Origin of the sequence: Arthrobacter sp. (assembly GCF_048266065.1) — a bacterium.
Classification (GTDB): Bacteria; Actinomycetota; Actinomycetes; order Actinomycetales; family Micrococcaceae; genus Arthrobacter_H.
Genome location: NZ_JBLXAH010000003.1, coordinates 52,733 through 77,289, shown reverse-complemented (window position 1 = coordinate 77,289; position 24,557 = coordinate 52,733). Strand labels below are relative to the sequence as shown.

25 protein-coding genes and 2 riboswitches are annotated in these 24,557 nt (G+C 69.3%); of the genes, 10 read left to right on the top strand and 15 right to left on the bottom strand.

The genetic code is table 11. From position 1 onward, the window contains the following. Positions 1–3: 3 nt before the first annotated feature. A riboswitch (SAM riboswitch) is annotated at positions 4–102 on the bottom strand. 367 nt (positions 103–469) lie between these two features. Next, complete coding sequence (gene acs, locus ACN0TP_RS05835; RefSeq protein WP_417217636.1) at positions 470–2,482, top strand: acetate--CoA ligase; 2,013 nt, start codon at positions 470–472, stop codon at positions 2,480–2,482. An 18-nt stretch (positions 2,483–2,500) separates the two neighbouring features. On the opposite strand, the gene ACN0TP_RS05830 is transcribed toward acs, so the two are convergent. Further along, the gene (locus tag ACN0TP_RS05830) at positions 2,501–2,716 is read right to left on the bottom strand and encodes a hypothetical protein (RefSeq protein WP_417217635.1); all 216 of its coding nucleotides are present in this window, start codon (positions 2,714–2,716) and stop codon (positions 2,501–2,503) included. A gap of 93 nt (positions 2,717–2,809) precedes the next feature. Here ACN0TP_RS05830 and ACN0TP_RS05825 point away from each other — a divergent pair, with 93 nt between their 5' ends. Then, positions 2,810–3,802, top strand: a complete 993-nt coding sequence (locus tag ACN0TP_RS05825; RefSeq protein WP_417217633.1) for an ArsR/SmtB family transcription factor — start codon at positions 2,810–2,812, stop codon at positions 3,800–3,802. Positions 3,803–3,812: 10 nt separating this feature from the next. Here the strand turns inward: ACN0TP_RS05825 and ACN0TP_RS05820 are convergent, their stop codons facing one another. Then, on the bottom strand, positions 3,813–4,379 hold the full coding sequence (locus ACN0TP_RS05820) for a histidine phosphatase family protein (protein WP_417217632.1): 567 nt from the start codon (positions 4,377–4,379) through the stop codon (positions 3,813–3,815). Between the two features lie 83 nt (positions 4,380–4,462). Continuing rightward, positions 4,463–4,556: riboswitch (SAM riboswitch) on the top strand. Positions 4,557–4,650: 94 nt separating this feature from the next. Between ACN0TP_RS05820 and ACN0TP_RS05815 the strand changes: the two genes are divergently transcribed. From ACN0TP_RS05815 to ACN0TP_RS05805, 3 genes are all read left to right on the top strand, one after another. After that, on the top strand, positions 4,651–6,027 hold the full coding sequence (locus ACN0TP_RS05815; protein ID WP_417217631.1) for an O-acetylhomoserine aminocarboxypropyltransferase/cysteine synthase family protein: 1,377 nt from the start codon (positions 4,651–4,653) through the stop codon (positions 6,025–6,027). Beyond that, positions 6,024–6,536, top strand: coding sequence for a CoA-binding protein (locus ACN0TP_RS05810; RefSeq protein WP_417217629.1), 513 nt, complete (start codon positions 6,024–6,026; stop codon positions 6,534–6,536). Before ACN0TP_RS05815 ends, ACN0TP_RS05810 begins: the two co-directional genes overlap by 4 nt. Before the next feature lie 91 nt (positions 6,537–6,627). Beyond that, the gene (locus tag ACN0TP_RS05805) at positions 6,628–7,035 is read left to right on the top strand and encodes a RidA family protein (protein ID WP_417217627.1); all 408 of its coding nucleotides are present in this window, start codon (positions 6,628–6,630) and stop codon (positions 7,033–7,035) included. Between the two features lie 80 nt (positions 7,036–7,115). Here ACN0TP_RS05805 and ACN0TP_RS05800 read toward each other — a convergent pair whose 3' ends face one another. The 3 genes from ACN0TP_RS05800 to ACN0TP_RS05790 form a co-directional block, all read right to left on the bottom strand. Beyond that, a complete protein-coding gene (locus ACN0TP_RS05800) occupies positions 7,116–7,460 on the bottom strand; it encodes a hypothetical protein (protein WP_417217625.1) in 345 nt (114 codons plus the stop codon). Further along, complete coding sequence (locus ACN0TP_RS05795) at positions 7,454–7,885, bottom strand: hypothetical protein (RefSeq protein WP_417217624.1); 432 nt, start codon at positions 7,883–7,885, stop codon at positions 7,454–7,456. The genes ACN0TP_RS05800 and ACN0TP_RS05795 overlap by 7 nt, the downstream gene beginning before the upstream one ends. A 122-nt stretch (positions 7,886–8,007) precedes the next feature. Then, positions 8,008–8,625, bottom strand: coding sequence for an ArsR/SmtB family transcription factor (locus ACN0TP_RS05790; protein ID WP_417217622.1), 618 nt, complete (start codon positions 8,623–8,625; stop codon positions 8,008–8,010). Between the two features lie 78 nt (positions 8,626–8,703). Here ACN0TP_RS05790 and ACN0TP_RS05785 point away from each other — a divergent pair, with 78 nt between their 5' ends. Next, a complete protein-coding gene (locus tag ACN0TP_RS05785) occupies positions 8,704–10,089 on the top strand; it encodes an MFS transporter (protein WP_417217620.1) in 1,386 nt (461 codons plus the stop codon). Here the strand turns inward: ACN0TP_RS05785 and ACN0TP_RS05780 are convergent. Continuing rightward, positions 10,079–10,876: a carbon-nitrogen hydrolase family protein gene (locus tag ACN0TP_RS05780; protein WP_417217618.1), complete on the bottom strand. Its 798-nt coding sequence runs from the start codon at positions 10,874–10,876 to the stop codon at positions 10,079–10,081. The two genes, ACN0TP_RS05785 and ACN0TP_RS05780, sit on opposite strands and share 11 nt — an antisense overlap. A gap of 93 nt (positions 10,877–10,969) precedes the next feature. On the opposite strand from ACN0TP_RS05780, the gene ACN0TP_RS05775 reads away from it, so the two are divergent. Further along, complete coding sequence (locus ACN0TP_RS05775) at positions 10,970–12,604, top strand: DHA2 family efflux MFS transporter permease subunit (RefSeq protein WP_417217616.1); 1,635 nt, start codon at positions 10,970–10,972, stop codon at positions 12,602–12,604. Between the two features lie 9 nt (positions 12,605–12,613). After that, positions 12,614–14,188 (top strand): FAD-dependent monooxygenase, encoded by a 1,575-nt coding sequence (locus tag ACN0TP_RS05770; protein WP_417217614.1) that lies wholly within the window; start codon positions 12,614–12,616, stop codon positions 14,186–14,188. 59 nt (positions 14,189–14,247) lie between these two features. Here ACN0TP_RS05770 and ACN0TP_RS05765 read toward each other — a convergent pair whose 3' ends face one another. Beyond that, complete coding sequence (locus ACN0TP_RS05765) at positions 14,248–15,543, bottom strand: adenylosuccinate synthase (RefSeq protein WP_417217612.1); 1,296 nt, start codon at positions 15,541–15,543, stop codon at positions 14,248–14,250. 223 nt (positions 15,544–15,766) lie between these two features. After that, positions 15,767–16,852, bottom strand: a complete 1,086-nt coding sequence (gene bioB / locus ACN0TP_RS05760; protein ID WP_417217611.1) for a biotin synthase BioB — start codon at positions 16,850–16,852, stop codon at positions 15,767–15,769. 93 nt (positions 16,853–16,945) lie between these two features. Between bioB and ACN0TP_RS05755 the strand changes: the two genes are divergently transcribed. Then, positions 16,946–17,515, top strand: a complete 570-nt coding sequence (locus ACN0TP_RS05755) for a TetR family transcriptional regulator (RefSeq protein ID WP_417217610.1) — start codon at positions 16,946–16,948, stop codon at positions 17,513–17,515. Here the strand turns inward: ACN0TP_RS05755 and ACN0TP_RS05750 are convergent. After that, positions 17,512–18,459 (bottom strand): D-alanyl-D-alanine carboxypeptidase family protein, encoded by a 948-nt coding sequence (locus ACN0TP_RS05750; protein ID WP_417217609.1) that lies wholly within the window; start codon positions 18,457–18,459, stop codon positions 17,512–17,514. The two genes, ACN0TP_RS05755 and ACN0TP_RS05750, sit on opposite strands and share 4 nt — an antisense overlap. A 268-nt stretch (positions 18,460–18,727) precedes the next feature. Here ACN0TP_RS05750 and ACN0TP_RS05745 point away from each other — a divergent pair, with 268 nt between their 5' ends. Continuing rightward, positions 18,728–19,627: a hypothetical protein gene (locus ACN0TP_RS05745; protein WP_417217607.1), complete on the top strand. Its 900-nt coding sequence runs from the start codon at positions 18,728–18,730 to the stop codon at positions 19,625–19,627. A 35-nt stretch (positions 19,628–19,662) separates the two neighbouring features. Here the strand turns inward: ACN0TP_RS05745 and ACN0TP_RS05740 are convergent, their stop codons facing one another. The 6 genes from ACN0TP_RS05740 to ACN0TP_RS05715 all read right to left on the bottom strand — a co-directional run bounded on the left by ACN0TP_RS05740 (position 19,663) and on the right by ACN0TP_RS05715 (position 24,476). After that, entirely contained in the window at positions 19,663–20,109 is a 447-nt protein-coding gene (locus ACN0TP_RS05740; RefSeq protein ID WP_417217606.1) for an SRPBCC family protein, read from the bottom strand. An 80-nt stretch (positions 20,110–20,189) separates the two neighbouring features. Further along, on the bottom strand, positions 20,190–20,816 hold the full coding sequence (locus tag ACN0TP_RS05735) for a thymidine kinase (RefSeq protein ID WP_417217604.1): 627 nt from the start codon (positions 20,814–20,816) through the stop codon (positions 20,190–20,192). Between the two features lie 62 nt (positions 20,817–20,878). Next, the gene (locus ACN0TP_RS05730; protein ID WP_417217602.1) at positions 20,879–22,291 is read right to left on the bottom strand and encodes a hypothetical protein; all 1,413 of its coding nucleotides are present in this window, start codon (positions 22,289–22,291) and stop codon (positions 20,879–20,881) included. Continuing rightward, the gene (locus ACN0TP_RS05725; protein ID WP_417217600.1) at positions 22,291–22,710 is read right to left on the bottom strand and encodes a hypothetical protein; all 420 of its coding nucleotides are present in this window, start codon (positions 22,708–22,710) and stop codon (positions 22,291–22,293) included. The genes ACN0TP_RS05730 and ACN0TP_RS05725 overlap by 1 nt, the downstream gene beginning before the upstream one ends. Positions 22,711–22,734: 24 nt before the next feature. Next, the gene (locus tag ACN0TP_RS05720; RefSeq protein ID WP_417217598.1) at positions 22,735–24,129 is read right to left on the bottom strand and encodes a hypothetical protein; all 1,395 of its coding nucleotides are present in this window, start codon (positions 24,127–24,129) and stop codon (positions 22,735–22,737) included. Further along, complete coding sequence (locus ACN0TP_RS05715) at positions 24,126–24,476, bottom strand: DUF6507 family protein (protein ID WP_417217597.1); 351 nt, start codon at positions 24,474–24,476, stop codon at positions 24,126–24,128. Before ACN0TP_RS05715 ends, ACN0TP_RS05720 begins: the two co-directional genes overlap by 4 nt. Positions 24,477–24,557: the final 81 nt, after the last annotated feature.

Here is a 24,557-nt window from a genome sequence, read left to right as displayed (position 1 = left end):
ATCACTCCATCGGTTCCGGCGTGAGCACCTTCCTCCCGGGTGAACGGGAAGGGGTTGCTGCGGCGTCATCGAGCCAGATCTCTCGGCCGCTCTGGATGGTTACTGCCTCCATTGGGCCATACGAAGTCCCCCCGCGACAACCGCCGTCCCCCACATGACGCCCCGCCCCACCCCGGGAGCACCCCCGCCGGACCACCACCCGACATCGAACGATGGCGGTGATTTCGGGGTTTTTCGTGCCATTTGTTCAGCGGCCGGATCCCCGCAACACCCCGGATGAAATATTTCGCAACGCGTCGCAGAAGTTGCCCGGACCCCGCCCGCTGGGATTCAGTGGAGGGGAACCCATCCCGAGCGGCCGAGAGACGTGGCTCCGTGACGCCGCAGCAACCACGCCGGGCAGCGCAGCACCCCAGGTGTTGCGGTATCCGGCACAGGTGCTTCTGCCATGACCGATGGAGCTGATTTCATGAGCACTGCCCCTGCATCCACCACCGTCCCCCTGGACGCGTCCGCCGTCGACCCCGACGCGGTGTTCGCCACCGAGGCCGAACGCCTTGACTTCTGGGCCGCCGCCGCGGCCCGGCTCGACTGGGTCGACCCCTGGCACACCGTCCATTCCTCCACCGGCGTGGACCCGCAGGCCCGCAGGGGCCCCGAGCTGCGCTGGTTCGAGGGCGGGACGCTGAACGCCGCGGTGAACTGCGCCGACCGCCACGTCGCCGCCGGCCGCGGGGACAAGGTGGCCCTGCATTTCGAGGGCGAACCCGGGGACCGCCGCACCATCACCTATGCGGAGCTGACCGGCCTGGTCTCCCAGGCAGCCAACGCCCTGACCGCACTGGGCATCGGCGCCGGCGACCGGGTGGTCATCTACCTGCCGGTGTTGGTGGAGACAGTGGTCATCACCCTGGCGTGCGCCCGCATCGGTGCGGTGCATTCACTGGTCTTCGGTGGTTTCTCCGCCGAGGCCCTGCGGTTCCGTGTGGAGGACACCGGAGCCAAGCTGCTGGTCACCACCGACGGGCAGTATCGCCGCGGTACAGCGGTCCCGGTCAAGGACAACGCCGACGCAGCGGTGGCCGGGGACAACGCGATCGAACACGTGTTGGTCATCCGCCGCACCGGCAGCGACATCGCCTGGACCGCCGGCCGGGACCTGTGGTGGCACGAGGCGGTCGAGACCCAGCCGCGCACGCACACCGCCGAGGCGTTCGACGCCGAGCACCCGCTGTTCATCATGTACACCTCGGGCACCACCGGCCAGCCCAAGGGCCTGGTGCACACCACCGGCGGCTACCTCACCCAGGCATCCTTCAGCCACGAATTCCTCTTCTCCCACCCCGACCCGGCCCGCCGCCGCCACGACGTCCACTGGTGCACCGCCGACCTGGCCTGGGTCACCGCCCACACCTACGAGATCTACGGCCCGCTCTCCAACGGCGTCACCCAGGTCATCTACGAGGGCGTGCCCAACGCCCCGCACCCGGGCCGGCACTTCGAGATCATCGAACGCTACTCGGTGACCAGCTACTACACCGCCCCCACCCTGGTCCGCTCGCTCATGGGCTGGTTCCCCGACGGCATCCCCGCCGACCACGACTTCTCCTCCATCCGCCTGGCCGGCACGGTCGGCGAAGCGGTCAACCCGGAGGCCTGGCGCTGGCTGCGCACCCAAGTCGGCCGCGACTCGCTGGTCCCCGGCGAACCGGACTCCGGCATCCCGATGGTGGACACCTGGTGGCAGTCCGAAACCGGGGCCACCATCCTCTCCCCCCGCCCCTCCGACACCGTTTTCAAACCCGGCTGCGGCACGCGCGCCCTGCCCGGGGTCTCCACCGCCATCGTGGACGACGACGGAGCCCGGGTCCCGGCACAAGTCCAGGGAAACATCGTGCTCACCTCCACCGGCCCGGCCATGGCCCGCACCGTGTGGGGCAACCCGGAACGCTACTTCACCAGCTACTGGGAGAAGTACGCGGCCCGGGGCTGGTTCCTCGCCGGCGACGGCGCCAAGTACGACGACGACGGGGACGCCTGGATCCTGGGCCGCACCGACGACGCGCTGAACGTCTCCGGACACCTGCTCTCCACCATCGAGATCGAATCGGCGCTGGTCTCCCACCCCGCGGTGGTCGAGGCGGGGGTCTGCCCGACCACCGATGCGAAGACCGGCCATGCTGCCACCGCGTTCGTGGTCCCCCACGACCACTCGCTCATCGGCGCCGGCACCGCCGCCGGGTCCAGTCCCGAACAGCTGGCCGCTGCAGCGGAACTGCGCGCGCACGTCGCCACGCAGATCGGCCCGATCGCCAAGCCCCGCGACATCGTGTTCGTCCCGGACGTGCCCAAGACCCGGTCGGGGAAGATCATGCGCCGGCTGCTGACCCAGCTGTTCGAGGGAACGGCGCTGGGAGATACGACCAGCCTGCAGAACGAACCCTGCATCCCGGAACTGCAGCGGATCTGCTCCCCGGCGTAGGCCGGGGCCGGTCGCCGGTCACATCCGGCCGCCGGACGCTGCTGTGTACTTCCGGACCGCGTCGTCGCGGAGCCGCACGTACTCGTATTCCTGGGCGGCGGCGCGCTGCCAATTCACCCTGTAGAAACCGCCGATGGCCCGGAGCACCCGCAGCAGCGGGTTCGCGCGGGCCGGGCGGCGGGCGCCCGAATCGGTGGTGGCGGTCAAGGGAAGGAAAGCGCGGTTCGTGGTCATGGAACCAGCGTCCGCGCACCGCTCCCGCCCCCGCCACGATTCGGCCCACGCCGAACCCTCGCGGGTTGGCCCGGGCGCCCCTACGCTGATTCCATGCACATCACGCTGACCCCGGAGGACCTGACCCGCATCAGGTTCGAGTCCTCGCCGCTCTGGGAAACCGTGGCCAGCATCCGCACCCTGCAACGCCAACCGGCCATCCACCGCCCCTGGGTCCAGGCCACCCGCCAGGCCCTGTCCGACTCAGCGGACCCGGACAGGGCACGCCACGTGGACATCCTGGCGACCCTCGTGCGCCCGCAGGCGTACCTGGCCGATGCGCTGACCCCCACGCCGTCCCGCCACGGCGACTTCGAGGCCTCGCTGGCCGACGTGGCCAACGTCGACCCCGACATCTGGCGGGACAACCTCGAGTACCTCCGCCGGTTCGAGCCCACGCCGCGCCACGTGCGGACGGTGGACCTGCTGCTGCAGGACCTGGCGGCGGGCATCGCCCTGATCGTTGACGCCCTGCGCTGGTACTGGGCGCTGGCCATCCGGGACTGGTGGCCTCGGTTGCGGTCCCTGCAACTCGCCGACATCGACTGGCGCCTGGCGCAGATCTCCCAGCACGGGATCCACGAGGTCCTGAAATCCCTGCACCCCAGCGTGATCCCCACGGCCACCGGACTGGACATCGTGCGCGACTGCGACGCCGACATCCCGCCAGACCCCGGCTCGGGTCTGATCCTGGTCCCCAACGCGTTCATCTGGCCCGAAACCCTGGTGCTCAACGTCGCCCCGTTCGTCCCGACCCTGACCTACGCCCCGCGTGGTGTGGGCCGGCTCTGGGAATCGGCGCCGTCCTGCCCCGACGCACCGCTGGCCAAGCTGCTCGGGAAGACGCGGGCGCAGATCCTCGCCCAACTCGATGTCCCGATGACGACGACGCAGCTCTCCTGTGCACTCGATCTCGCCCCGGCGACGGTCAGCACCCATCTGAAGGTCATGTCCGAGGGCGGGCTGGCCGTGCCGCTCCGCGCCGGTCGCGAAGTGTTCTACCGCCGGGCCGAGGTCGGCGAAAGCCTGCTGTTGGCCGGGGCGTAGGCGAGGGGCCTCAGCCCGGGGCACCCGCGGGAACCGGGGCCGCCAGCAGGTCGGCGTCGACTTCGACGACCTCGCCGTTGAGCACCCGCGGGTGGACCACGCCCCGCAGCGAGCCGACCAGGAGCCGGATCAGGGTGCCGTGGGCGACGACGATCATCTTCGTCCCGGGGTGCGCGCAGACGATCCCGCGCAGTGCCTGAACCGCCCGGTCCACCACCTCGGCCTCCGGCTCGGCGGTGGCCAGCAAGGCGTCCAGGGTTGCACGGTCCATGCCCGCGACCACCCGGCCCTCGCCCGCGCCGTAGTGGCGTTCCTGCAGCCCCTCCACCGGCGCGATGGCGTGCAGTCCGAGGCGGTCGCCGATGATGGATGCCGTTTCCACGGCCCGCCCCAGGGGCGAGGAGACCAGCAGATCCCAGGCGCCGCCGTCGTGCCCCAAGCGTTCCAGCTCCCGCGCCGCCGTCTCTGCCTGATCGCGGCCAGCGCCGTTCAGGGGGATGTCGGTTTGGCCCTGGAGGCGTCCTTCGGCGTTCCAGTCGGTCTCCCCGTGGCGGACCAGTGCGATGCGTGTTCCCATGCCTCCAGCCTACGGGGGGCGCCCCCGGCTGCCACGCTGCGCAACATTCTTTGATGCCGGCCCAGGGTTTGCGACCATGGAGGGAACCATCCCGAGCGGCCGAGAGATCTGGCTTGTTGACGCCGCAGCAACCACCGGAACCCACCGGCGCGGTGCTAACGCCAGAGACGATGGAGCGCAGCGTGAACCGCTGCACGGTTCCCCCGGCGGACCGCACCATGGCCGGGATCGGCAGCAGCCGGAAACCAACCTCGAAGGAGCCAACGCCTAGATGTCGGATCACCAGTTCGGATTCCGTACGCGCGCCCTGCACGCCGGGGGCACCCCCGATGCCGAGCATGGCGCCCGTGCCGTGCCGATCTACCAGTCGACTTCGTTCGTGTTCAAGGACACCGACGACGCCGCCAACCTGTTCGCCCTGCAGAAGTACGGCAACATCTACTCGCGGATCGGCAACCCCACGGTCGCCGCGTTCGAGGAGCGCATCGCCTCGCTGGAGGGCGGGATCGGCGCGGTGGCCACCGCCTCCGGCATGGCCGCCGAATTCATCACCTTCGCGGCGCTGACGCAGGCCGGGGACCACATCGTGGCCTCCTCCAAGCTCTACGGCGGCACCATCACCCAGTTGGACGTGACGCTGCGCCGCTTCGGGGTCGAGACCACGTTCGTGGACAGCAACGAGGCGGCCGACTTCGCCGCCGAGATCCGCCCGGAGACCAAGGCACTCTACACCGAGATCGTGGCCAACCCCTCCGGCGACCTGGCCGACCTGAAGGGCCTGGCCGCCGTCGCCCACGAGGCCGGCATCCCGCTGATCGTGGACTCCACACTCACCCCGCCCTACATCCTGCGCCCGATCGAGCACGGGGCCGACATCGTCATCCACTCGGCCACCAAGTTCCTCGGCGGCCACGGCACCACCCTGGGCGGCGTCGTCGTCGAATCCGGGCGGTTCAATTGGGGCAATGGGAAGTTCCCGACCATGACCGAACCGGTCCCCTCCTACGGCAATGTGTCCTGGTGGGGGAACTTCGGCGAGTACGGGTTCCTCACCAAGCTGCGCTCCGAGCAGCTGCGCGACATCGGGCCCTCGCTCTCCGCCCAGTCGGCCTTCCAGCTGCTGCAGGGCGTCGAGACGCTCCCGCAGCGCATGGACGCCCACCTGGCCAATGCCCAGCGCGTCGCCGAATGGCTCGAAGCCGACCCGCGCGTGACGTACGTGAACTATGCGGCACTGCCCTCCCACCCGCAGCACGAGCGGGCGAAGGAGCTGCTGCCCGACGGCGTCGGCTCGGTCTTCAGCTTCGGTGTTGCGGGAGGCCGCGAGGCCGGTGGACGGTTCATCGAGGCGCTGCAGCTGGCCAGCCACCTGGCCAACATCGGCGATGCCCGCACCCTGGTCCTGCACCCGGGCTCGACCACGCACCAGCAGCTGTCCGCGGACCAGCTGGCCGCAGCCGGCGTGCCGGAGGACCTGATCCGGCTCTCCGTCGGCCTGGAGGATGTCGAGGACATCGTCTGGGACCTGGACCAGGCGCTGACCGCCTCCCAGCAGGCCTCCGCCACCCCCTCCGACGCCTCGGCCAAGGACGGTGCGGCCTGTGCGGTCCCGGCAGGTGCCGGCGAGCAGATCGGAGCCGCCCAATGAGTGCCGCAACCGCAGAACGCAACTGGGTCGGCCCGTCCGCCCCCGAACGCCTGAACATCCTGCGCGCAACACAGTCCATCGCGATCGTCGGCGCCTCCGACAAGGCCGCCCGCGCCTCCTACTTCGTGGCGACGTACCTGCTGTCCTCGACGCGCTACCGGGTCTACTTCGTGAACCCGGTCCTCGCCGACAAGGGCGCCACGATCCTGGGTCACCCGGTCTACCCGTCGCTGGCCGACCTGCCCGAGGTCCCGGACCTGGTCGAGGTGTTCCGCAAGGCGGAGGACACCCCCGGGATCGTCGAGGAGGCCCACCAAGCAGGTGCGAAGACCGTGTGGCTGCAGCTGGGCATCTGGAACGAGGAAGCGGCACAGCTGGCCGAGTCGTACGGCATGCACGCGATCATGGACCGCTGCGTGAAGATCGAGCACGCGCGCTTCCACGGCGGGCTTCACCTGGCCGGCTTCAACACCGGCGTGGTCTCCTCCAAGCGGCAGGTGCTCGCCTAGGGCATCGGCTTCACCGCACGACGGCGGCCCGTCACCCCCTTTCCGGTGGCGGGCCGTTGGTGCGCCCGGCCGGACCGGACATACTGGTTCCATGCCTTCAGCCGTCCAACTCATCCGGGCCCCGGGCCTGTCAGACGCCGTCGACTACGCCTACGCCGCCACGGCCCCGCCGCAGGCCCGGCTGGTCTTCCTGGCCGGCGCCTGCCCGCTCGACGCGGCGGGGGCCACGCTGGCCGTCGGTGATCATGCCGGGCAAGCGGCCGCCTGCCTCGACACGTTGTCCGGTGCCCTCGAGGCGGCCGGCGCAGGACTGCACGACGTCATCAGCACCCGTGTCCTCGTCGCCTCCACGCAGCGGTCGGACCTGGTCGCAGCGTGGGAGGTCGTCCGCGACGCCTTCGGCGACCACGACGTGCCCAGTACGTTGCTAGGCGTCACGGTATTGGGCTATGACGACCAGCTCGTGGAGATCGAGGCAGTGGCGGCGATCGTCGACTGACTGTCTCACGCTTCTCGGGTCCTCCCGAGCTGCCGTGAACGTACCGTCCAGGCGGCGCACACCGGCGGCCCGTCACCTTCTCAACGGTGCCAACGCCGCTCGTGTCCGGGTTTCCGTCGTTTTGGCCGAGCCTTTCCGGCGGAAACCCGGCGCTCCCACTGGACGCTGTGAACCCGGGGCAGCCGGCGCCCCGCTGCCCCGGCGAGCGCTGCGATGCCCAGTGCCGCCACCGGTAATGCCTGGACCAGGCCATAGCCCGGTGGTGTGTCATGGTGGCCGGTGATGGCAATGCCGATGAACACCTGCGGCAGCGTCGAGGTCAGGGCCAACAGGGCCAGCAGCACCAGAATCCATCGGGACGCGGGGCGCGAACCCCCGGGGCCCGACCACAGGCAGGCCAGCAGGAACACCAGGGGGACTACCATGATCCAGGCCCACTCCACCGCCACGTTGATGGCCAGCCCGTGACTCCGGGGATCAACGTCAACAGGCCGACGCACGCCGTGGGGTAGACCACCTGGGCCCGCCACACCCGGCCCAGCCTCCCCGCGGTCACCAGGGCGACGGCGGCGGCGATGCCCAGCAGGGCCGCTCCGTGGAGCAGGACTGCCCACGGCTCGCCGATCCACTCAGGGCCCGGCAGCACCGAGCCGTATAGATGGTGCTCCTGGCCGGCAACACAGGCGGGACCGTAGAGCGCGTCGAGGCACGCGCCCCACTGCGGGATCTCGGCCACGGCCCCCGCCACCCCGGAGAGCAGCAACACGACGCCGACGAGAGCCAGCCTCCCCGTGCCGGGCTCGCGGGACGGGTCAACGGGCCCACTGACCGAGGCGGCTGCTTGTTGCACGATCTCGACCTCCGGAATGCATGATCCCGGTGCCGGCGGACCCGGCATCCGTGGCCCAGAACGCTATCCGTCAGGCTAATGGGCGTCAATGGCGCCGCCGGTCCACTTCGCGGCCGCGGTCCCTACAGGTCCTCACGGCCCGCCATGAACGTGTAGTCCCAGGCGCGCACCCCGTCGGCCTCGTCGGAGGGCGACGGCTCGTGGTGCAGCGAGCGTGCACGGTCCAGCACCGCGCAGACCTCGGCGAAGACGGCCGTCGCCTCGTCCTGGGTCAGCCGCAGCGTACCGATGCTCAGTTCGCCCTTGGCATCGGCCTCGCGTCCCGTGGCATAGTTCGGCGCCCAGGCCAGCACCTTCGCGACCATCTCCTGCTGGTCCATCGTCATCTGGTGCAGGTAGGCCGCCAACGGCGCCTCGTCGTCCGGCCCGACGGGTTCCTCGGGCGAGCCGACCTTGTAGGACTGGTTCACGCCCCTCCATACCCGGTCCCGCCGGTCGCGCGCATGTTCCGGCGCCTCCTCGACGAAGCCGGCGTCGGCGAGGGTGCGGAGGTGGAAGCTCAGGGTGTTCGCGGCGACCCCGAGTTGCCGGGCAAGGTCCGTGGCGCGGGCGTAGTCCTGCGCGCCGAGCACGGACACGATCCGCCGCCGCAGCGGATGGGACATGGCCTTGAGCATCGGCGAGGTCATGACCCGTGACTCGAGGTCCGAGGCGCGCGGCGGCTGGTTGTCAGGATCCATGCGGCCAGTCTACAAACCCACAACGAAAGTTGCGCAACTACTATTGCGCAACTTGTCGTGCGGATCTACGCTCGTCGCATGGAACCCCTTCACCCCGAACCGGCAGCCGCACCCTCCGCCGCGTCGGCCCCGGCGGCCCCGGCGGCCCCGGCGACGCCGGCGACGCCGGCCCCCAGCCGTCCCCCGGCCTTGTGGCGCAACCGGGACTACCGGTGGTGGCTGGCCACGGACACGTCCACGGGACTCGGACGCGCCCTGCACAACTTCGCCGTCCCGCTGCTGGCCCTCTACGTCACCGGCGACCCAGCCCAGGCCGGGATCATCGCCGCCATTGGCCAGGTCGGCCGCGTCGTGGCCACCCTTCCGGGCGGTGTCCTGGCCGACCGGCATGACCGCCGCCGGCTCATCCTGCTGGGCACCGCCACCGGAGTGGCCGTGGCGAGCGCGCTGGCCGCCTTCCAACTGGCCGGGCTGCTGGGCTTCTGGCTGCTGACCGTGTTGAACCTGCTGATGAACGTGCGCAGCGGCCTGTTCGACGGGGTCCCGAACGCCGCCTTGAAATCCGTCGTCGAGCCCCGCGCCGTCGGATCGGCCATGGCAGCCAACCAGGGCCGCGACGCCGTCGTCAGCCTCGCCGGCGGTCCCGTCGGCGGCGTCCTGATGGTCCTGGGCCACGCGGTGCCGTTCGCGGCCACCGCGGTCCTGAACCTGATGGGCCTGTTCTCGGTCCTGCGCATCCGTGCCGATCTGCGCCCGTTGCGCGACGCCCCAGACCACGACGGGGAATCGTCAGTATCCGGCCGCACCGGATATCTGCGCGAGGCGTGGGAGGGCTTCTCCTGGCTGTTGCACCGGCCTGAACTGCGCGGCGTCATGGCCATCTCCACCATCGTGAACCTGGGCATGAATGCCTCCATCACCGCCGTCGTCTTCGGCCTGCAGCAACGGGGCGAATCCCCGGCCACCATCGGCCTGGCCACCGCCTCGGTCGGGGCAGGGATGCTCGCCGGGGCCCTGCTGGCCCCGCCCCTGGTGCGGCGGGTGTCCACCGGGTGGCTCGGCGCCGTGGGCTTGGCGGTGTGCACCGCAGCGGTGGCCGCGTTGCCGTTCGTGCACTCGATCCCCGCAGCGTGCGCCGTGTTGGGGGCCAGCATGTTCGCCGCACCGGCCATCAACGCCTCGTTGCTGGGCTACTTCACGGTCGCGGTGCCCACCCATCTGCTGGGCCGGGCCAACAGCGCGCTGGACCTGCTGGCCATGGGGGCCATCCCGTTGGCCCCGCTGGTCGCCGGGTTCGGCTACGCGGCCTGGGGCTGGTCAGGCGTGTTGGCCCTGTGCGCGGGCATCTGCGCCGTCGCCGTCATCCTGGCCTTTGCCAGCCGCCGGCTGTTGGCCATCCCCGCCTCCGACCAGTGGGAGGAACATGCAGAGGCCAACGCCCGCGAGGCGGCGCTCAGGCGCTGACGTCTGTGCCGATCCGCCGATTGGCGAGCACCGGCAGGAATTCGCGGACCTCGTCGATCCTGCGGCGGGTGACATCGACGGTCACCAGCGCCTCGGTCTCGTCGTCCAGGAAATCCACCGGAATGCCCATGGGGTCCAGGATGGCCGAGTGCCCCACGGTGTTCGTCGAGCTGGTGCCCGCGGCGGCCACCCAGACCGTGTTCTCCACGGCCCGCGCCTTGAGCAGCGTTTCCCAGTGGTCGATCTTGAAGTCGCCCTTGAACCAGGCGGCAGCCACGAGGACCACATCGGCACCGGCCACGGCGAGGCGGCGGGCCATTTCGGGGAAGCGGATGTCATAGCAAGTCATGATCCCCACCTTCAGGCCGCCGATCTCGAAGACGGGCACCGCGGCCACGTCACCGGATTTGATGCGGGTGGACTCCTGGTAGGAGAACGCGTCATAGAGGTGGATCTTGCGATAGGTGCCCAGGATCCTGCCGGTTCCGTCCACGACCACCAGCGTGTTGTAGGGCTGGGGCTCCCCGCTCGGCTCGTAGCCGCCGGCGACGATGGCGATCCCGAACTCGGCGGCCAGCAGGGAGACCTGCTGGACGAACGTGCTCCAGTCCCGATCCACCACGGGGGACAGCGGCCCGTCGATCTTGCGGACCGTGAACATGGTCTCCTCGGGGAAGAGCACCAGCTCGGCCCCGGAATCCTTGGCCCGTGCCACGATCCGGCGGACCACCTGCAGGTTCTCCTCCAGCACCCCGCTGGGCGAGAGCTGTCCAACACTGATTTTCATCGTCTTTGCCTTCCGCTGCGGTCACCCCAGCGTACCCACGATCGACCGATTGGTTGATGTCGCACCCGGCTACCAATGCGTAACGTTTAGGCCATGAAGAAACCCGCTCCCAACAAGTGGGCCGCCCTGGCCGTTCTGGCCGCCGGCCTGTCGATGATCGTCCTCGACGGGACCATCGTCGGTGTCTCGCTGCCGACGATCATCAAGGACCTCGGCATGGACCTGGGCGACGCCCAGTGGGTCAACAGCCTCTACTCCGTCGTCCTGGCCGCCCTCCTGCTCACCGCGGGACGTCTCGGGGACCGGGTCGGACGGCGCAAGCTCTTCGTCATCGGCGTCTTCCTCTTTGTGCTGGGCAGCCTGTTCGCCGCCGCTGCGGACTCCTCGTCGGCGTTGATCGCCGGGCGTGCCCTGCAGGGGGTCGGCGGCGCTGCGGTGCTGCCCTCGACCCTGTCCAGCGTCAACGCGACCTTCCGCGGCCGGGACCGGGCGGCGGCCTTCGGCGTCTGGGGTGCTGTCATCTCCGGCATGGCGGCCGTCGGCCCGCTGCTGGGCGGCTGGCTGACCTCCAGCATCGACTGGCGGTGGATCTTCCTGGTGAACCTCCCGCTCGGCATCCTGGTGCTCATCGGCACCTGGCTCTTCGTCCCCGAAACCAATGAAACCCCCGCGGTCCCCGGCGTCGACCTCCCCGGCCTGCTGCTCAGCGCCGCAGGTTTCGGCCTGCTGGTCTTCGCCCTCATCGAGGGCCCGACGCTGGGCTGGTGGACCCCGCGCCAACCCCTGGCCATCGGGTCCTGGACCTGGCCTCAGGGCAGCTCCCCCGTCGTCGGCCTCGCGGTGGCCGCCCTGGTCCTGCTGGCCGCCTTCATCTGGTGGGAGGCCCGCCGCGGTGCCGCCGGCCGGGCCGCGTTGCTGGACTTGAACCTGTTCCGCATCGGCACGTTCTCCTGGGGCAACACCGCGGCCTCGGCCATCGCCGTCGGCGAATTCGGGCTGCTGCTGGTGCTGCCGCTCTTCCTGGTGAACGTGCTCGGCACCGGCACCCTGGGCGCCGGCCTGATCCTGGCCGCCATGGCCCTGGGCGCCTTCGGCTCCGGCTCCAGCGCCCGGCGCCTGGCCGCCAGGATGGGCGCCGAACGCGTAGTCATCCTGGGCCTGGTCCTCGAGGTTGCCGCCGTGCTCACCCTGGGCCTGTTCACCACCAACCACCTGGCCATTGGCCTGCTGGTCCCGCTGCTGGTCGTCTACGGCCTGGGGCTGGGCCTCGCGTCGGCCCAGCTGACCGGAACCGTCCTGCGCGACATCCCCACCTCGGCCTCCGGCCAGGGCTCGGCCACCCAGAGCACCGTGCGCCAACTCGGTTCCGGCCTGGGCTCCGCCATCGCGGGCACGGTCCTGGCCATCGGCACCACCATCGGAACCACCTCGGCGCTGCAGGATGCCGGCACCGGATCGGGCACCGCCACGGAACTGGCGCAGCGTCTGAGCGACTCCGCCGGCGGCTTGATTGCCGGGTACGACGCCGGTTCCCCCCTGCGCGCGGCCCTCACCGCGGGATTCTCCACGGGTGTCCAGTGGGCCGTGTTCGCCTCGGCCGCGTTCCTGGCCCTGGGGCTGGTGGCCTCCCTGCGGGTGGCCTCCGTGGCCCGGGCCATCGAGGCCGCCGACGCGGCCCCCGAAAAGCAGGTACGGCCCACCGATGACGGGAGCACCGTCGGGGCGTAGCCTGACGCCATGGAGAGCAACCAGCGCGAGGTGGATGTCTGCGTCATCGGTGCCGGACCCACGGGACTCATGGCGGCGAATTGGCTGCAACGCCTCGGCGTGGATGCCGTGGCCATCGACGGCAAGGACGGCCCAACGCGGGAATCACGGGCCCTGGGGGTGCAGGCACGGACCATGGAGATCTATGCCCAGCTCGGCGTGGTCGACCAGGTGCTGGCCCAAGCGGTCCCGGCCACCGAGCTGCGTCCCGGAGTGGGACGCCACGCCTGGGTCGCCGTGCCGCTGGGCGCGATCGGAGCAGGCCTGACCCCCTACCCGGGGATCCACATCCTGGAACAACACGCCAACGAACGGATCCTGGCGGACCGTCTGGAGGCGGTCGGCCGGCCGGTCCTGTGGAACACGTGGATGACATCGATCGAGCAGGCCGGTGATCGGGTGCGGGTCGAGACCGCGCAACCGGACGGCACCACCACCGTCGTCTCCGCCCGGTACGTCATTGCCGCCGATGGGGCCTCGTCCCCCACCCGGACCCAGCTGGGTATCGGCTTCGGCGGGTCCACCAACGCCAAGGTCTTCTACGTCGTGGATGCCCAGGGCGTCGCGGGGACGGGATCGGGCATCAACGTCCGGCTCGCCGGGGACGATTTCCTGCTCACCTTCCCCATGTCCGCCGCCGGCACCCGGAAGCGGGTCCGTCTGCTGGGCATCCTGCGCGATGTACCCGGCGCCGGACCGGGCACCCTGGGCACCGGTGATGACCAGGTGACCGTCGACGAGGGGCGGGCACGTGCGGCCCTGGAGCGGGATTTCGATGTCACCTACGACAGTTCCGGCTGGTTTGCCACCTACCGCGTCCACCACCGGGTCGCCGAGGCCTTCCAGGTCGGCAGGGTCTTCCTGGCCGGGGATGCCGGACATGTCCACTCCCCGGTCGGAGCCCAGGGGATGAACACCGGATTGCAGGATGCGCACAACCTCGCCTGCAAGCTCGCCGATGTGCTGGCCGGGCGCATGCCGGCCGACTACCTCGATCGCTACGCCGCCGAACGCTTGCCCGTGGCGGCACATCTGGTCGCCACCACCGACCGCCTCTTCGCTGCCGTCACGTCCTCGGCTCCGCGGGCCCGCTTCATCCGCGAGCGCCTCATGCCCCTGGTCTGGCCCGTGCTGGCGCGCGTGGTGCCGCGGGGACCGATGGGGCGCAGGATGTTCGGCTACGTGTCGCAGGTGCGGATCCACTACTGGATGACCGAGAGCGCCCGCCGCCATGCGGAGTCCCTGCGGGGCCTCGCCCGGCGCCGCAGCCGCGGCCACGTCCTGGGACGTCGGCTGCCCTGGATCGGCGCGACGAACCCGGGCGAGGACAACCATGCCCCGCTGGCCTCGGCCTCCTGGCAGGTCCATGCCTATGGCCCGCGGGCCGCCGAGGCCGGAGCGCGTACCGCTGCAGGGCTGGTGATGCCGCTGCACCGTTTCGGGGCATCGCCGCGTCGCGGATTGCCCGACGGGACCGTCGTCGTCATCCGGCCCGACGGGTTCGTCACACGCCTCGAGCACGTGGGCCGCCCGGACAAGCGTTAACCGGCGGATGCCGCCTCGACCGGGGTCGGGGCGGCATCCGGGACGGCGGGGGCAGCCTTCTAGGCGGTTCCCTCGATGAGGTCGTGCCGCACGATGGTCTGGTCACGGTCCGGGCCGACGCCGATCGCCGAGATCCGGGTTCCCGAGATCTTCTCCAGCGCCAGGATGTAGTTCCTGGCGTTCTCCGGCAGGTCCTCCATGCTGCGGGCCGTGGAGATGTCCTCGGTCCAGCCGTCGAAGTACTCGAAGATCGGCTTCGCGTGGTGGAAGTCGGTCTGCGTCATCGGCATTTCGTCGTGGCGGACCCCGTCGACGTCGTAGGCCACGCAGACCGGGATCTTCTCGATGTTGGTGAGCACGTCGAGCTTGGTCACGAAGTAGTCGGTGAAGCCGTTCACGCGCGAGGCGTGGCGGGCCAGAACCGCGTCGTACCAGCCGCAACGACGCGGCCGGCCGGTGTTGACGCCGAATTCGCCGCCGGTCTTCTGCAGGTACTCGCCCATGTCGTCGAAGAGCTCGGTGGGGAACGGGCCGGCACCGACGCGGGTCGTGTAGGCCTTGATGATGCCCACGGACCGGGTGATGCGGGTCGGGCCGATGCCCGATCCGACCGAGGCACCGCCGGCGGTCGGGTTGGAGGAGGTGACAAACGGGTAGGTGCCGTGGTCCACGTCCAGGAACGTGGCCTGGCCGCCCTCCATGAGCACGACCTTGCCCTCGTCCAGCGCCTGGTTCAGCAGGTGGACCGAGTCCACGACCAGCGGGCGCAGCCGGTCCACGAAACCCAGGAAGTACTCGACGATCTCCTCGACCTCGACGGAGCGGCGGTTGTAGACCTTGACCAGCAGCTCGTTCTTCTGCCGGAGCGCGCCCTCGACCTTCTGGCGCAGGATGGACTCGTCGAAGACGTCCTGCACGCGGATGCCCAGGCGCCCGATCTTGTCCATGTAGGCCGGGCCGATGCCCCGCCCGGTGGTGCCGATGGCCCGCTTGCCCAGGAAGCGTTCGGTGACCTTGTCCATGGTCTGGTGGTAGGGGGCCACCAGGTGGGCGTTGGCTGAGATGCGCAGCTTGGACGTGTCGGCGCCGCGGGCTTCCAGGCCGTCGATCTCCTCGAACAGGGCCTCCAGGTTCACCACGCAGCCATTGCCGATGACGGGGGTCGCGTTCGGGGACAGGATGCCGGCGGGAAGGAGCTTGAGCTCGTACTTCTCGCCGCCGACGACGACGGTGTGCCCGGCGTTGTTGCCGCCGTTGGGCTTGACCACGTAGTCGACGCGGCCTCCGAGCAGATCGGTGGCCTTGCCCTTTCCTTCGTCGCCCCATTGGGCTCCGACGATCACGATTGCTGGCATGGGATCCTCCCCCTTGCGTGGGTCAGCGGCCGGCTTGCGCCGGGTTCCGGCGGTGCCGGACACAAGAACGCCCCTGACCTCCGTACCCCGCCCCGAAACCGGGCGGAAGCGTAAGAGTGAAAGGGGCTCTTACGCATCGAGTTTACCCAAGTGCCCGGCAACATGCGACTTTTTCCACAGAACTGACAATCCCGCGACGCTTTCCGGGTGCAGTATGCGGGGGCTACGCATTCGGCGCGGCGCGGGTTCCCGCCCCGCGCCTGCGGACCTCCGGGCTGGCGGCGGAAGCACCGCCGTCGTGCCCCAGGACGGTGAACCCGGCGTCGGCGATCATGGCCAGGTCCGCCTCGGCCGCCTGCCCCTCGGAGGTGAGGTAGTCGCCGAGGAACAGCGAGTTCGCCACCTCCAGCGCGGTCGCCTGCAGGGAGCGCAGGTGCATTTCGCGCCCGCCGGCCAGTCGCAGCTCCTTATCCGGGCAGGCGAGCCGGACCAGGGCCAGGATCCGCAGGCAGTGCAACGGCGTCAGTTCCCACGTCCCGGCCAACGGGGTCCCCTCGAAGGGCATGAGGAAGTTCACCGGGATCGAGTCGCTCCCCAGCTCCCGCAGCGCGAAGACCGCCTCGACCAGTTGCTCGTCGCTCTCCCCCAGGCCGACGATCAGTCCGGAGCAGGGCGAGAGGCCTGCCGCCTTGGCCTGTTCGACGGTGGCGACACGGTCCGCATAGTCGTGGGTGGTGCAGATCTCCTGGTAGTTGGATTCGGCGGTGTTCAGGTTGTGGTTGTAGGCGTCGACCCCGCAGCCACGCAACCGCTCGGCCTGCCCTTCCTTCAGGATCCCCAGGCAGGCACAGACCTCCACCTCGGGGTAGCCCTCCTTGATCTGCTCGACCATGGCGGAGACGCGGCCCACGTCCCGGTCGGTGGGCCCCGTACCGCTGGCGACCAGGCAGACCCGCGAGGCGCCGCCCCGGATGCCGCGGGCCGCCTGCTCGAATGCCTCCTGGGCTGGCAGCCAGGTGTACTTCAGGATCTGCGCGGCCGAGCCCAGCCGCTGGGAGCAGTAGGTGCAGTCCTCCGGGCACAGGCCTGACTTCAGGTTGACCAGGTAGTTGACCTTGACCGCGTTGCCGAAGTACCGCCGGCGCAGCACACCGGCCGCCGCCACGAGTGCCAGGGTGGCCTCGTCGGGGGTGCGCAGCACGGCCAGCGCGTCGCGGGCATCGAGCGTGTGCCCCTCGGCGACCCTGCGGGCGACGTCGACGGCATCGAGTGGTTCACGGACGCCGTCGGCGTGCAGTGTCCCGGTCATGGCCCCACCTCCTGAACAGTGTTCAATACGTGGTGTCCACGCTACACCACGCGGCGGCAACTGCCGTCTCCGGGCTCGCCTAGACTGAGGCGCATGGCGCTGACTCGGGAACACGTGGTGGGAACGGCCGTGTCGGTGCTGCGCGACTTCGGGCTGGCCGACCTGTCGATGCGCCGGCTGGCGCGCGAGCTCGACGTGCAGGTCGGCGCCCTCTATTGGCACGTGAAGAACAAGCAGGAACTCCTGGTCGACGTGGCAGCCCAGCTCCTCGGTGACATCCCGCCCGGCGCTCCGGCCGGCACCGGCCCGGACGCAGCGCGCGCCGGCGTGGCCGCCTTGGCCACGGCCATCCGCTCGGCCCTGGTGCCGGTGCCCGACAGTGCCGAGGTGGTCCAATTGGCCCAGTCGCTGCAGCCTGCGGCGTTGGCTCCCCTCACCGGATTGCGCGACCTGCTCGAAACCGCGGGGATCGAACCCGCCCACGCGGCCTGGGCGCAGCATCTGGTCCTGAACCACATCCTCGGGTCGGTCGCCGCCGAGCAGGAGAGGACCCGGCTCGCGGCCGCGGCTCCGGACCCCTCGGCTCCCGGCGGCCCGCCCCTGGGGGCCGAGGCGTTCGCCTGGGGCCTGGAGGTCATCCTGGACGGCGCACTCCCCCGTTAGCGCAGGTAGCGGGAGGACATCCAGCCGGTCCGGCTTCCGTGCTTCACCTGGTACCAGGGACCCGAGCGCTGGCCGGTGAGCCGGACCGCACTCCCGCGCCGGACCGTGGCCAGGACCCGGTACCGGGTCCCCGCCCCGCTGCGCAGGTTCAGGTTGGCGGTGGTCCTGCGCGTCGAGTGGCCGGCGGCCGGGGCGGAGGTCCCCGTCGCCGGCTTCCGGGCCGCCGGACGGGACGTCGCGCGGTAGTACGCCTCCAGCGTGCGGGCCTTGCTGGCGGTGTAGCGCCGGGCGGCAGCCTGGCCGAGGTAGCGGTAGTGCCACGGCTCGTACCGGTACCCCGTGGTTCTTTCCTGGCCCTTCGGGTAGCGCAGGATGAAGCCGTAGGTCGCGGCATGCCGGGCCATCCAGCCCTGCGGGGCGCCCACGTCGACGGCCAGCCCGGTCTGGTGTTCGGAGGTGCCGGCGGGTGCGACCACGCTGCGGGCGTACGCCGCGCCATACGCGCGGGTGTAGGTGACCATCAGCGACCGCTGCGTGGCATGGGACCGGTAGGCGGAATTCAGCCGGATCCGCACCCCGTCCCTGCGGGCCGCGACGACCATCTTCCGGTAGGCGGAGGCCGCCGGCGCCTGCAGGCGGAACGACGTGCCCGGCACCCTGACCAGCCGCGGGGTGAAGTTCCCGGGGATGAGGGGATGGGACTTGTTCACCAGCACGTCGATCTTGCGCGGGTTGCGCGGAGGACGGGGCGCCGCCGTCCGGGCGGTGGACACGACGGGGAACGACGCCGGCGCCTGGCCCGGCAGGGACCTGCCGGCCTGGTTGGTGGTCGCCACCGCCGCCGCGGGGAGGGACACGGCCCGTGCCGGAGCCGTCCCCAGGCCGAGCCCGGCGACCAGCGCCAGGGCCGCCGTCGCGGCGGAGAGTCGATGGGCAAGCTTCACGATGGACCCCCGGATGGTGCGATGTTCGCGCGGCGCCACCCGTTCCTCCCCCGGTGGACCAGCTTCAAGGTAGCAGTCGTCCGCACCGTCGCGTATCCCGAATCCATAACGATGCGGCGGGGGTGATTGTGGACGCGACCCGGCGTCCGTAGGTTCAACCATGGTGCGGGCCCCGGGCCCTCCCCCGGCCACCCCACCTGCGGTGGAAACCGCCCGACCGATCTCCCCACGCCGCCGGCGTGCCACCTCCAGCCTCCAAGGAACCCGCATGCGCCGCCCGCTCCCGCCATCTTCCACCCTGCCCCGCCTGCTGGCGCTGGCCGCCCTCGGTGCACTCTCCCTGGCTGCCTGCAGCTCCGGGACCGGGTCCGGCACCTCGGACACCGCCGACGCCACACCCGCGACGTCCTCCCGTTCCGGCAGCCCGGCAGCGGGCACCGCGCCGGCAACCGGATCATCACCGGCGCTCCCCTCCGGGGCCGCATCGTCGGCGGCTTCGCCCTCCGGCACTCCCGGGACACGCGGGGCCGCTGCCGGCGAAGAGGCCATCGTTCCGGGTGCTGCGAACGAGGCGTGGATGAAACGGGCCCGCCAGTCCGTCGTCGACACCGATCCGGCGTCCACCGCCTGCCTGGACACGCTGCTGGACCAGACCATGCTCGACGCCGTCGCCACGCACCTGCCGCAGGTGGACTCGGTGGTCCTCGGCGGCCAACGGCACGAGGCGGGATGCGTGTTTTCCGCGGCGGGAGACCCCGGAACCGCACCGGCGGTGGCCGTCAAGCGGTTCTACCTCGCGAACGACACCAGCAAGGCCATGGACGAGACCGGCCTGCTCGGCAGCGACATGTGCGCACCCGGTCGGGAGCAGGACGCCGCCGGCATCTCGACCGAGGTCGATGACGTGGTCGTGTCCCGGGGGCCCGGCGGGGACGTCAAGGCCACCCTGCGCGGGGCCTGGTCCTGTTCCCAGGACGGCAAGATCGGCAGTGCCTTCCTGGTCAGCGCCGGCCCCGGGGCGAAGGCCTCCATCCCGGATCCGAACCAGCTGGCCCTGCCCGATTTCGCCGTGGCGGCGGCAACCCATCTGCATGACACAGAGGTCAATTGGGCCCCCACGCTCGATGACCTCCATGAAACCTATTTCCGGGACATCGCCGGCCAGTAGGGCGCGCTCACGGTGGAGGGACGGGGCAGGACCGCTCAGGGCGCGAGCTCGGCGTACCGGCGGAATCGTGCCAGGTGCCCGTCCTCATCGGTGGCCACCGAGGCGCGGATCCCCTCCGCCTCGGCGGTGAGTTCCGGGGACACAACGACGCCCACTGCCAGGTCCAGGCGCGTGTCATCGGCGCTGTCCTCCAGCCGGTAGGTGTACGTCGTGTGGACGTCGCCGTCCCCGGCGGAGATGCAGAGCTCGCGCTCGGGCATGAAGCGGGACACCGAGTGGGTGCGCACCCGGCTTCCGACGTGCACGTCCACCTCAACGCCGGCAGCCAACGGCCCGTCGGCATGCATCTCGGTGACACCGGCGAGCCACAGGGGTGCCGCCGTGAAGTCGGTCAGCAGGGCCCACACCCGGGACCGTGGCAGGTGGATCAGCTCGCTGGCCGCATAGGCGGTGTCCCGCGGGGGGTTCGTATCGGTGCCCATGGGTTCATCATCCGCCGCGGACCGGCCAAAGTGAAGACGACGACGGTGCCCCAGACCCGGGGCGAGGGCGGGCGGGTGCGCTACGCGCCGAGCCGCCCCCCGGATGCCTCCAGGTAGCAGGACCCGCACAGCGATTCGTACCAGACGTCCTGGCCGTCGATGGCGACCTGGTCGCCATCGAAGACGACCTCGTCCCCGATCCGCCGGGTGTTGAAGATGGCCTTGCGCCCACACCGGCAAATCGTCTTGAGCTCCTCGAGCGTGTGTGCCAGTTCCATCAGGCGGTGCGCACCGGGAAACATGCGGGTCCTGAAATCGGTGCGGATTCCGTAGGCCAGCACTGGAACGTTCTGCTGGACTGCAATGCGGAACAGGTCATCGACCTGCCCGGTGGAGAGGAACTGGGCCTCATCGACCAGCAGGCAGGCGACCGGCTGCTGGTCGACATGCTCCAGCAGCGCATCGGGATCGTCGCCGGCGGCGTGGGCGTTGAACAGCTCGGCCACGGAGGCCCCGGCGGGGATCATGATGTCGACCGTGCGGGCCATGCCCAGGCGGGAGACGACCTGGTCATCACCTTTGGTGTCTACGTCGGGCTTGGCCAACAGCACGCGTTGGCCGCGTTCCTCGTAGTTGAAGGCGGCCTGCAGCAGTCCGGTGGACTTGCCGGAGTTCATGGCGCCGTAGCGGAAGTAGAGCTTGGCCAATGCGTTCCTTTTCGTTGCGGGTGCGCATCGATTCTATGCGGTTCGCTGCTGTCCGCCGCAGATCAGGTCCACTGGACCTCCCGGCCAAAGGCGGCCGCCTGGATGACGTCTTCGAGCTGGCGCAGGACATAGGAACTGTCGGTAGTCCACAGTGCCGGCTTATCCGTCCCCGATTGCGGGTCCTCCATGAGTCCCACGCGGTAGTTTCCACGGATTCCCGTATTGACGTACGTGATGGGCTCAATGGCCCCGGCTTCTCCCTCGGCCTCAATCTGCCAAACGAACCACGGCTGGTTCCAGACTTGTTCCATGACCTCGTTTGCGCCCGCCGGCAGCGGCGCCTCACCCGCAAACCTCGCCTCCAGCTGGCCCGGTTCCAAGAGGAAGGGTGCCACGTGGATGTTCCACGCGGGTCCTGCGCCGGCCCACCGCGAGGCGGACGAGGAGAGTTCACTCAAAGGGATCAACTGCACATTGAACAGCGTCGGGTCATCAGCGTTCCACGGTTGGTTGAGTACGCGCGGACCGTAGCCCTGCTCTGCTGCCACGAGCGCCAGGTCCCCGATCGCGAACGCCTGGAAAGTGGTCTCGGCATCGAGGAAACGTCCAGTCAGGCGCAATCGTGTGGGCGCGTTGTTCAGGGCAGTGGCCATGACGTCGCCGATCTCGCTCAGGCGGCCACCCTCCAACACACCGAGGTCCCTCAGCTCGTCGAGCACGGGGTCGCCGCGGCCGGTCGAGAGTCGGCCAAGGACCGAGTCCTCCAACTCGCCCATGCGGGCAATCGCGGCGCCCGACATCCAGGTTCCCTCGCCAATCCACGATCCGGCGGCTTGGTAAAACGAGTAGTCCTCCGATTCCTCGCCGCGGGCTCTGCTGGCAACTTGGTCGATTCCATCGCCAGCGGGCTGAACCACGCTGCCGTCCTCGCCCACGGACACTCCAGCTTCCGCGGCCGAGCGCAATGCCGTCACCGACCTGGCGATGGCGACGAACTCCTCCTCGAAGAGCTGCCGGGTCTGCAGAGCGGTGGTGGTGCTGATCTGGACCGCCCACCCATCAATCAACACCAGGTAGTCCACGCCGCTGACGGTTCGTCCCACCGGTGCCCGATGGGTGTATTCCACCATCCGACCAGCATGCCGGACCAGTGGCAGACCCCGTTCGTCCACGGGGATGTGGCCTTCCCCGTTCGGCGGCTCGGTCCGGTAGGCCCATTCATCGACGTCCACGATGCGCCCCTCCTTCAGGGAGGCGACGATCCCCGAGACGGCACGACGGCTGAAGTCGCGCAGGGTGCCGGCAAAGGGGTTCGCGGTGACCACGACATTGGGGGTGAAATCGCCCTCGATGGGAGGCATGCTGCCGAAGAGTTCGACTTCCGGGCGCACTTTCTCCGCTGACCAGGGTGCCGGTAGTTCAAAGGAAAGTACTCCCTGGAATCCCTCGTGCCTCACGGCGGTATCCATGTCCATCACTTCCATCCCTTCCGTGCGGCGCGTGCTGGAACCGTTTCATGTGGCCCCCAGAGGGGCGTCTCATCGGTTCCACCGCGGCGTACCCAGTCCTTGTGCCACTTCGGAGTCACAGCGGTCGGCCACCACCAGCGCATGCCGATGCCGATCGGAACGAAGACGACGATCAGCACCGTCCACAGCGTCTCGGCGTGCTCCCAGCGATCCAGACTCGCGAGGATGGCAGGACAGATGCAGAGGAGGGCCAGCCCCGCAATACCCAGTTGCATCGGGGCATAGTTCCGCTTCGTGAAGATGAACGGTCCGGGCTCCTTGACCGCCCAGGTGCGCCATCGTCCGGCCCAGGCAGCCCCGAAGGCACACAGGAGCGCCAGAGCCGGCAGGCCAATGATGAGTGCCAGGAGAAGAATGTCTTCCATGCGCTGGTTTGCTTCGCTCCTTGACTAGTCGAATGGGTTGAGTGAACTACCGATGTCCTTAAGGGTGCTACCGACGGCCTCACCGACCGACCCGATATCGCCATGGCGGATGTCGTTGATGGTGGATCCAATGGCATTACCCACGACACCTCCGACGTACCCTCCGGCCAGGCCGCCGAGGAATCCACCAACAGCCGCGCCCACGCCGGGAATCGGGATGATGGCCTGCCCGATGGCAGCGCCCGCGCCCCGCCCAACGGCAGTGCCAACCACGCTACCGACTTGTTCGGCACCTGTCACGATGGCCGCGTCCTTGGCAGCCTCCGCTCGATGCTCGCCCGGGGACATATCGGGATTGCGGATCAGGCTCTCGTTGTAGCCCTCGGTGTAGGTTCCGGCGAAGGTGGTGCCGGCTCCGACCACGGTGAGCAATTTTCCGGCCGGGCCATTCGCGAACTTATTGACCTTGTCGAGTGCCTTCGGCAATTTCACCGGTCCAGTGCGGGCATGCGGGCCGCCCCGGTGCGATCCCGATCCGCGGGTCAGCTGGACCTTGAGATCGACCTTCTGGCCATGGACACTGAATTTGCTGTTCTTCAGCCACGGGTACTTGGCCACGAGGGCCCCCAGGGGGCTCTTGGGATCAAGGTTGTGCAGCATGTTCTTGCCGGCGTTCTTGGAGACGCGGTCACCCGAGGGCTTCTGGCTGTCGACCAGACGCTCAACATACGAATTGGGTACGCCGAGCTTTTTCAGGGTTCCTTCCTTGATGGAAAACTTCTTCGGCAAACCCGTCTTCTTGAAGTCGTTGGCGTCGGAGTTGTACTTGAAAATGAGCTGGCCGTTTCGGAATTCGAGCGAATCAGCAGTCAGGCCGAGCGCCTTGAGCGCAGGCAATGCGTAGGTCGAGACGGCCCCGTAGGCCTTTCCTGCCGTTTTGGCACCATCGCCATAGAGGGGATTGAGCTTGGAGATCTTGTCCGCGCATTCCTTGACGGCGTCGTCGTAGAGCCGGCTCACCGCATTGATCTCGGCCTGGATGTCGGCGTTCTTCGTCCCATAGTCATCGGGACGGTCGTCGCCCTCCAGCGCATTGTGTGCCGACGCCTGCTTCTTCACATCGTCGTAGCGCTGCTTGAGCCCTGAGATATCCGAGGAAAAGCCCTCCAGGGCCGTAGCAGTGTCGTTGGTGAGAGTCTTGACGGCATCGGTGTAGGGCTTCATCACCGTCTTCACCGCCGAGTAGACCAATGCCTGGTGGGGCGACTCGAAGACGCCAGGGAGACCGGACCAGTCGCTCTGGACATCCTTGCGGATTTCGTGGCTATCGGTCCCGACCTTGCGGACTGCGGCGGCCGCGGTATCGATGGCCCCGGTGTCCGGCAGCTTTTCGGGCAGGCTTGCTGTGCTGACAGTCATCCGGCGTCCACCTTCGACTTGGGGGGAGTGGGAACGGAGTAGATGGCGCTCTCTGCCTTATCGGCCATTTTCCCGTTGGCGTCGCTGTAGGCATCGATCGACGCGAGCGCGTTGCCGCAAATGGAGTTGCCGGCGTTTTTCCCCGCTTCCAGCAATGGGCCCAGGAATTCACCGAGCAGCCCATTGAGCGCGTCGCCAATCTCGATGTGGTCGCAGGCTGTGGCAGCTTCCGAAAAGGACGTGGTCAGGGCGGTTTCCTGGTCTTTGAGACGGTCGACATCATCTTGCGCGTTGCCGACGATCAACGTCGCTGCCGCGACGTCCACTTTCCAGGCCTCCAGTGCCATTTCCCCACTCTCCTTTCACCTTCAATGTCATTCTGCGAATACCACCATACGGTGGACGTGACGATGCCGCGATGGGGAGTT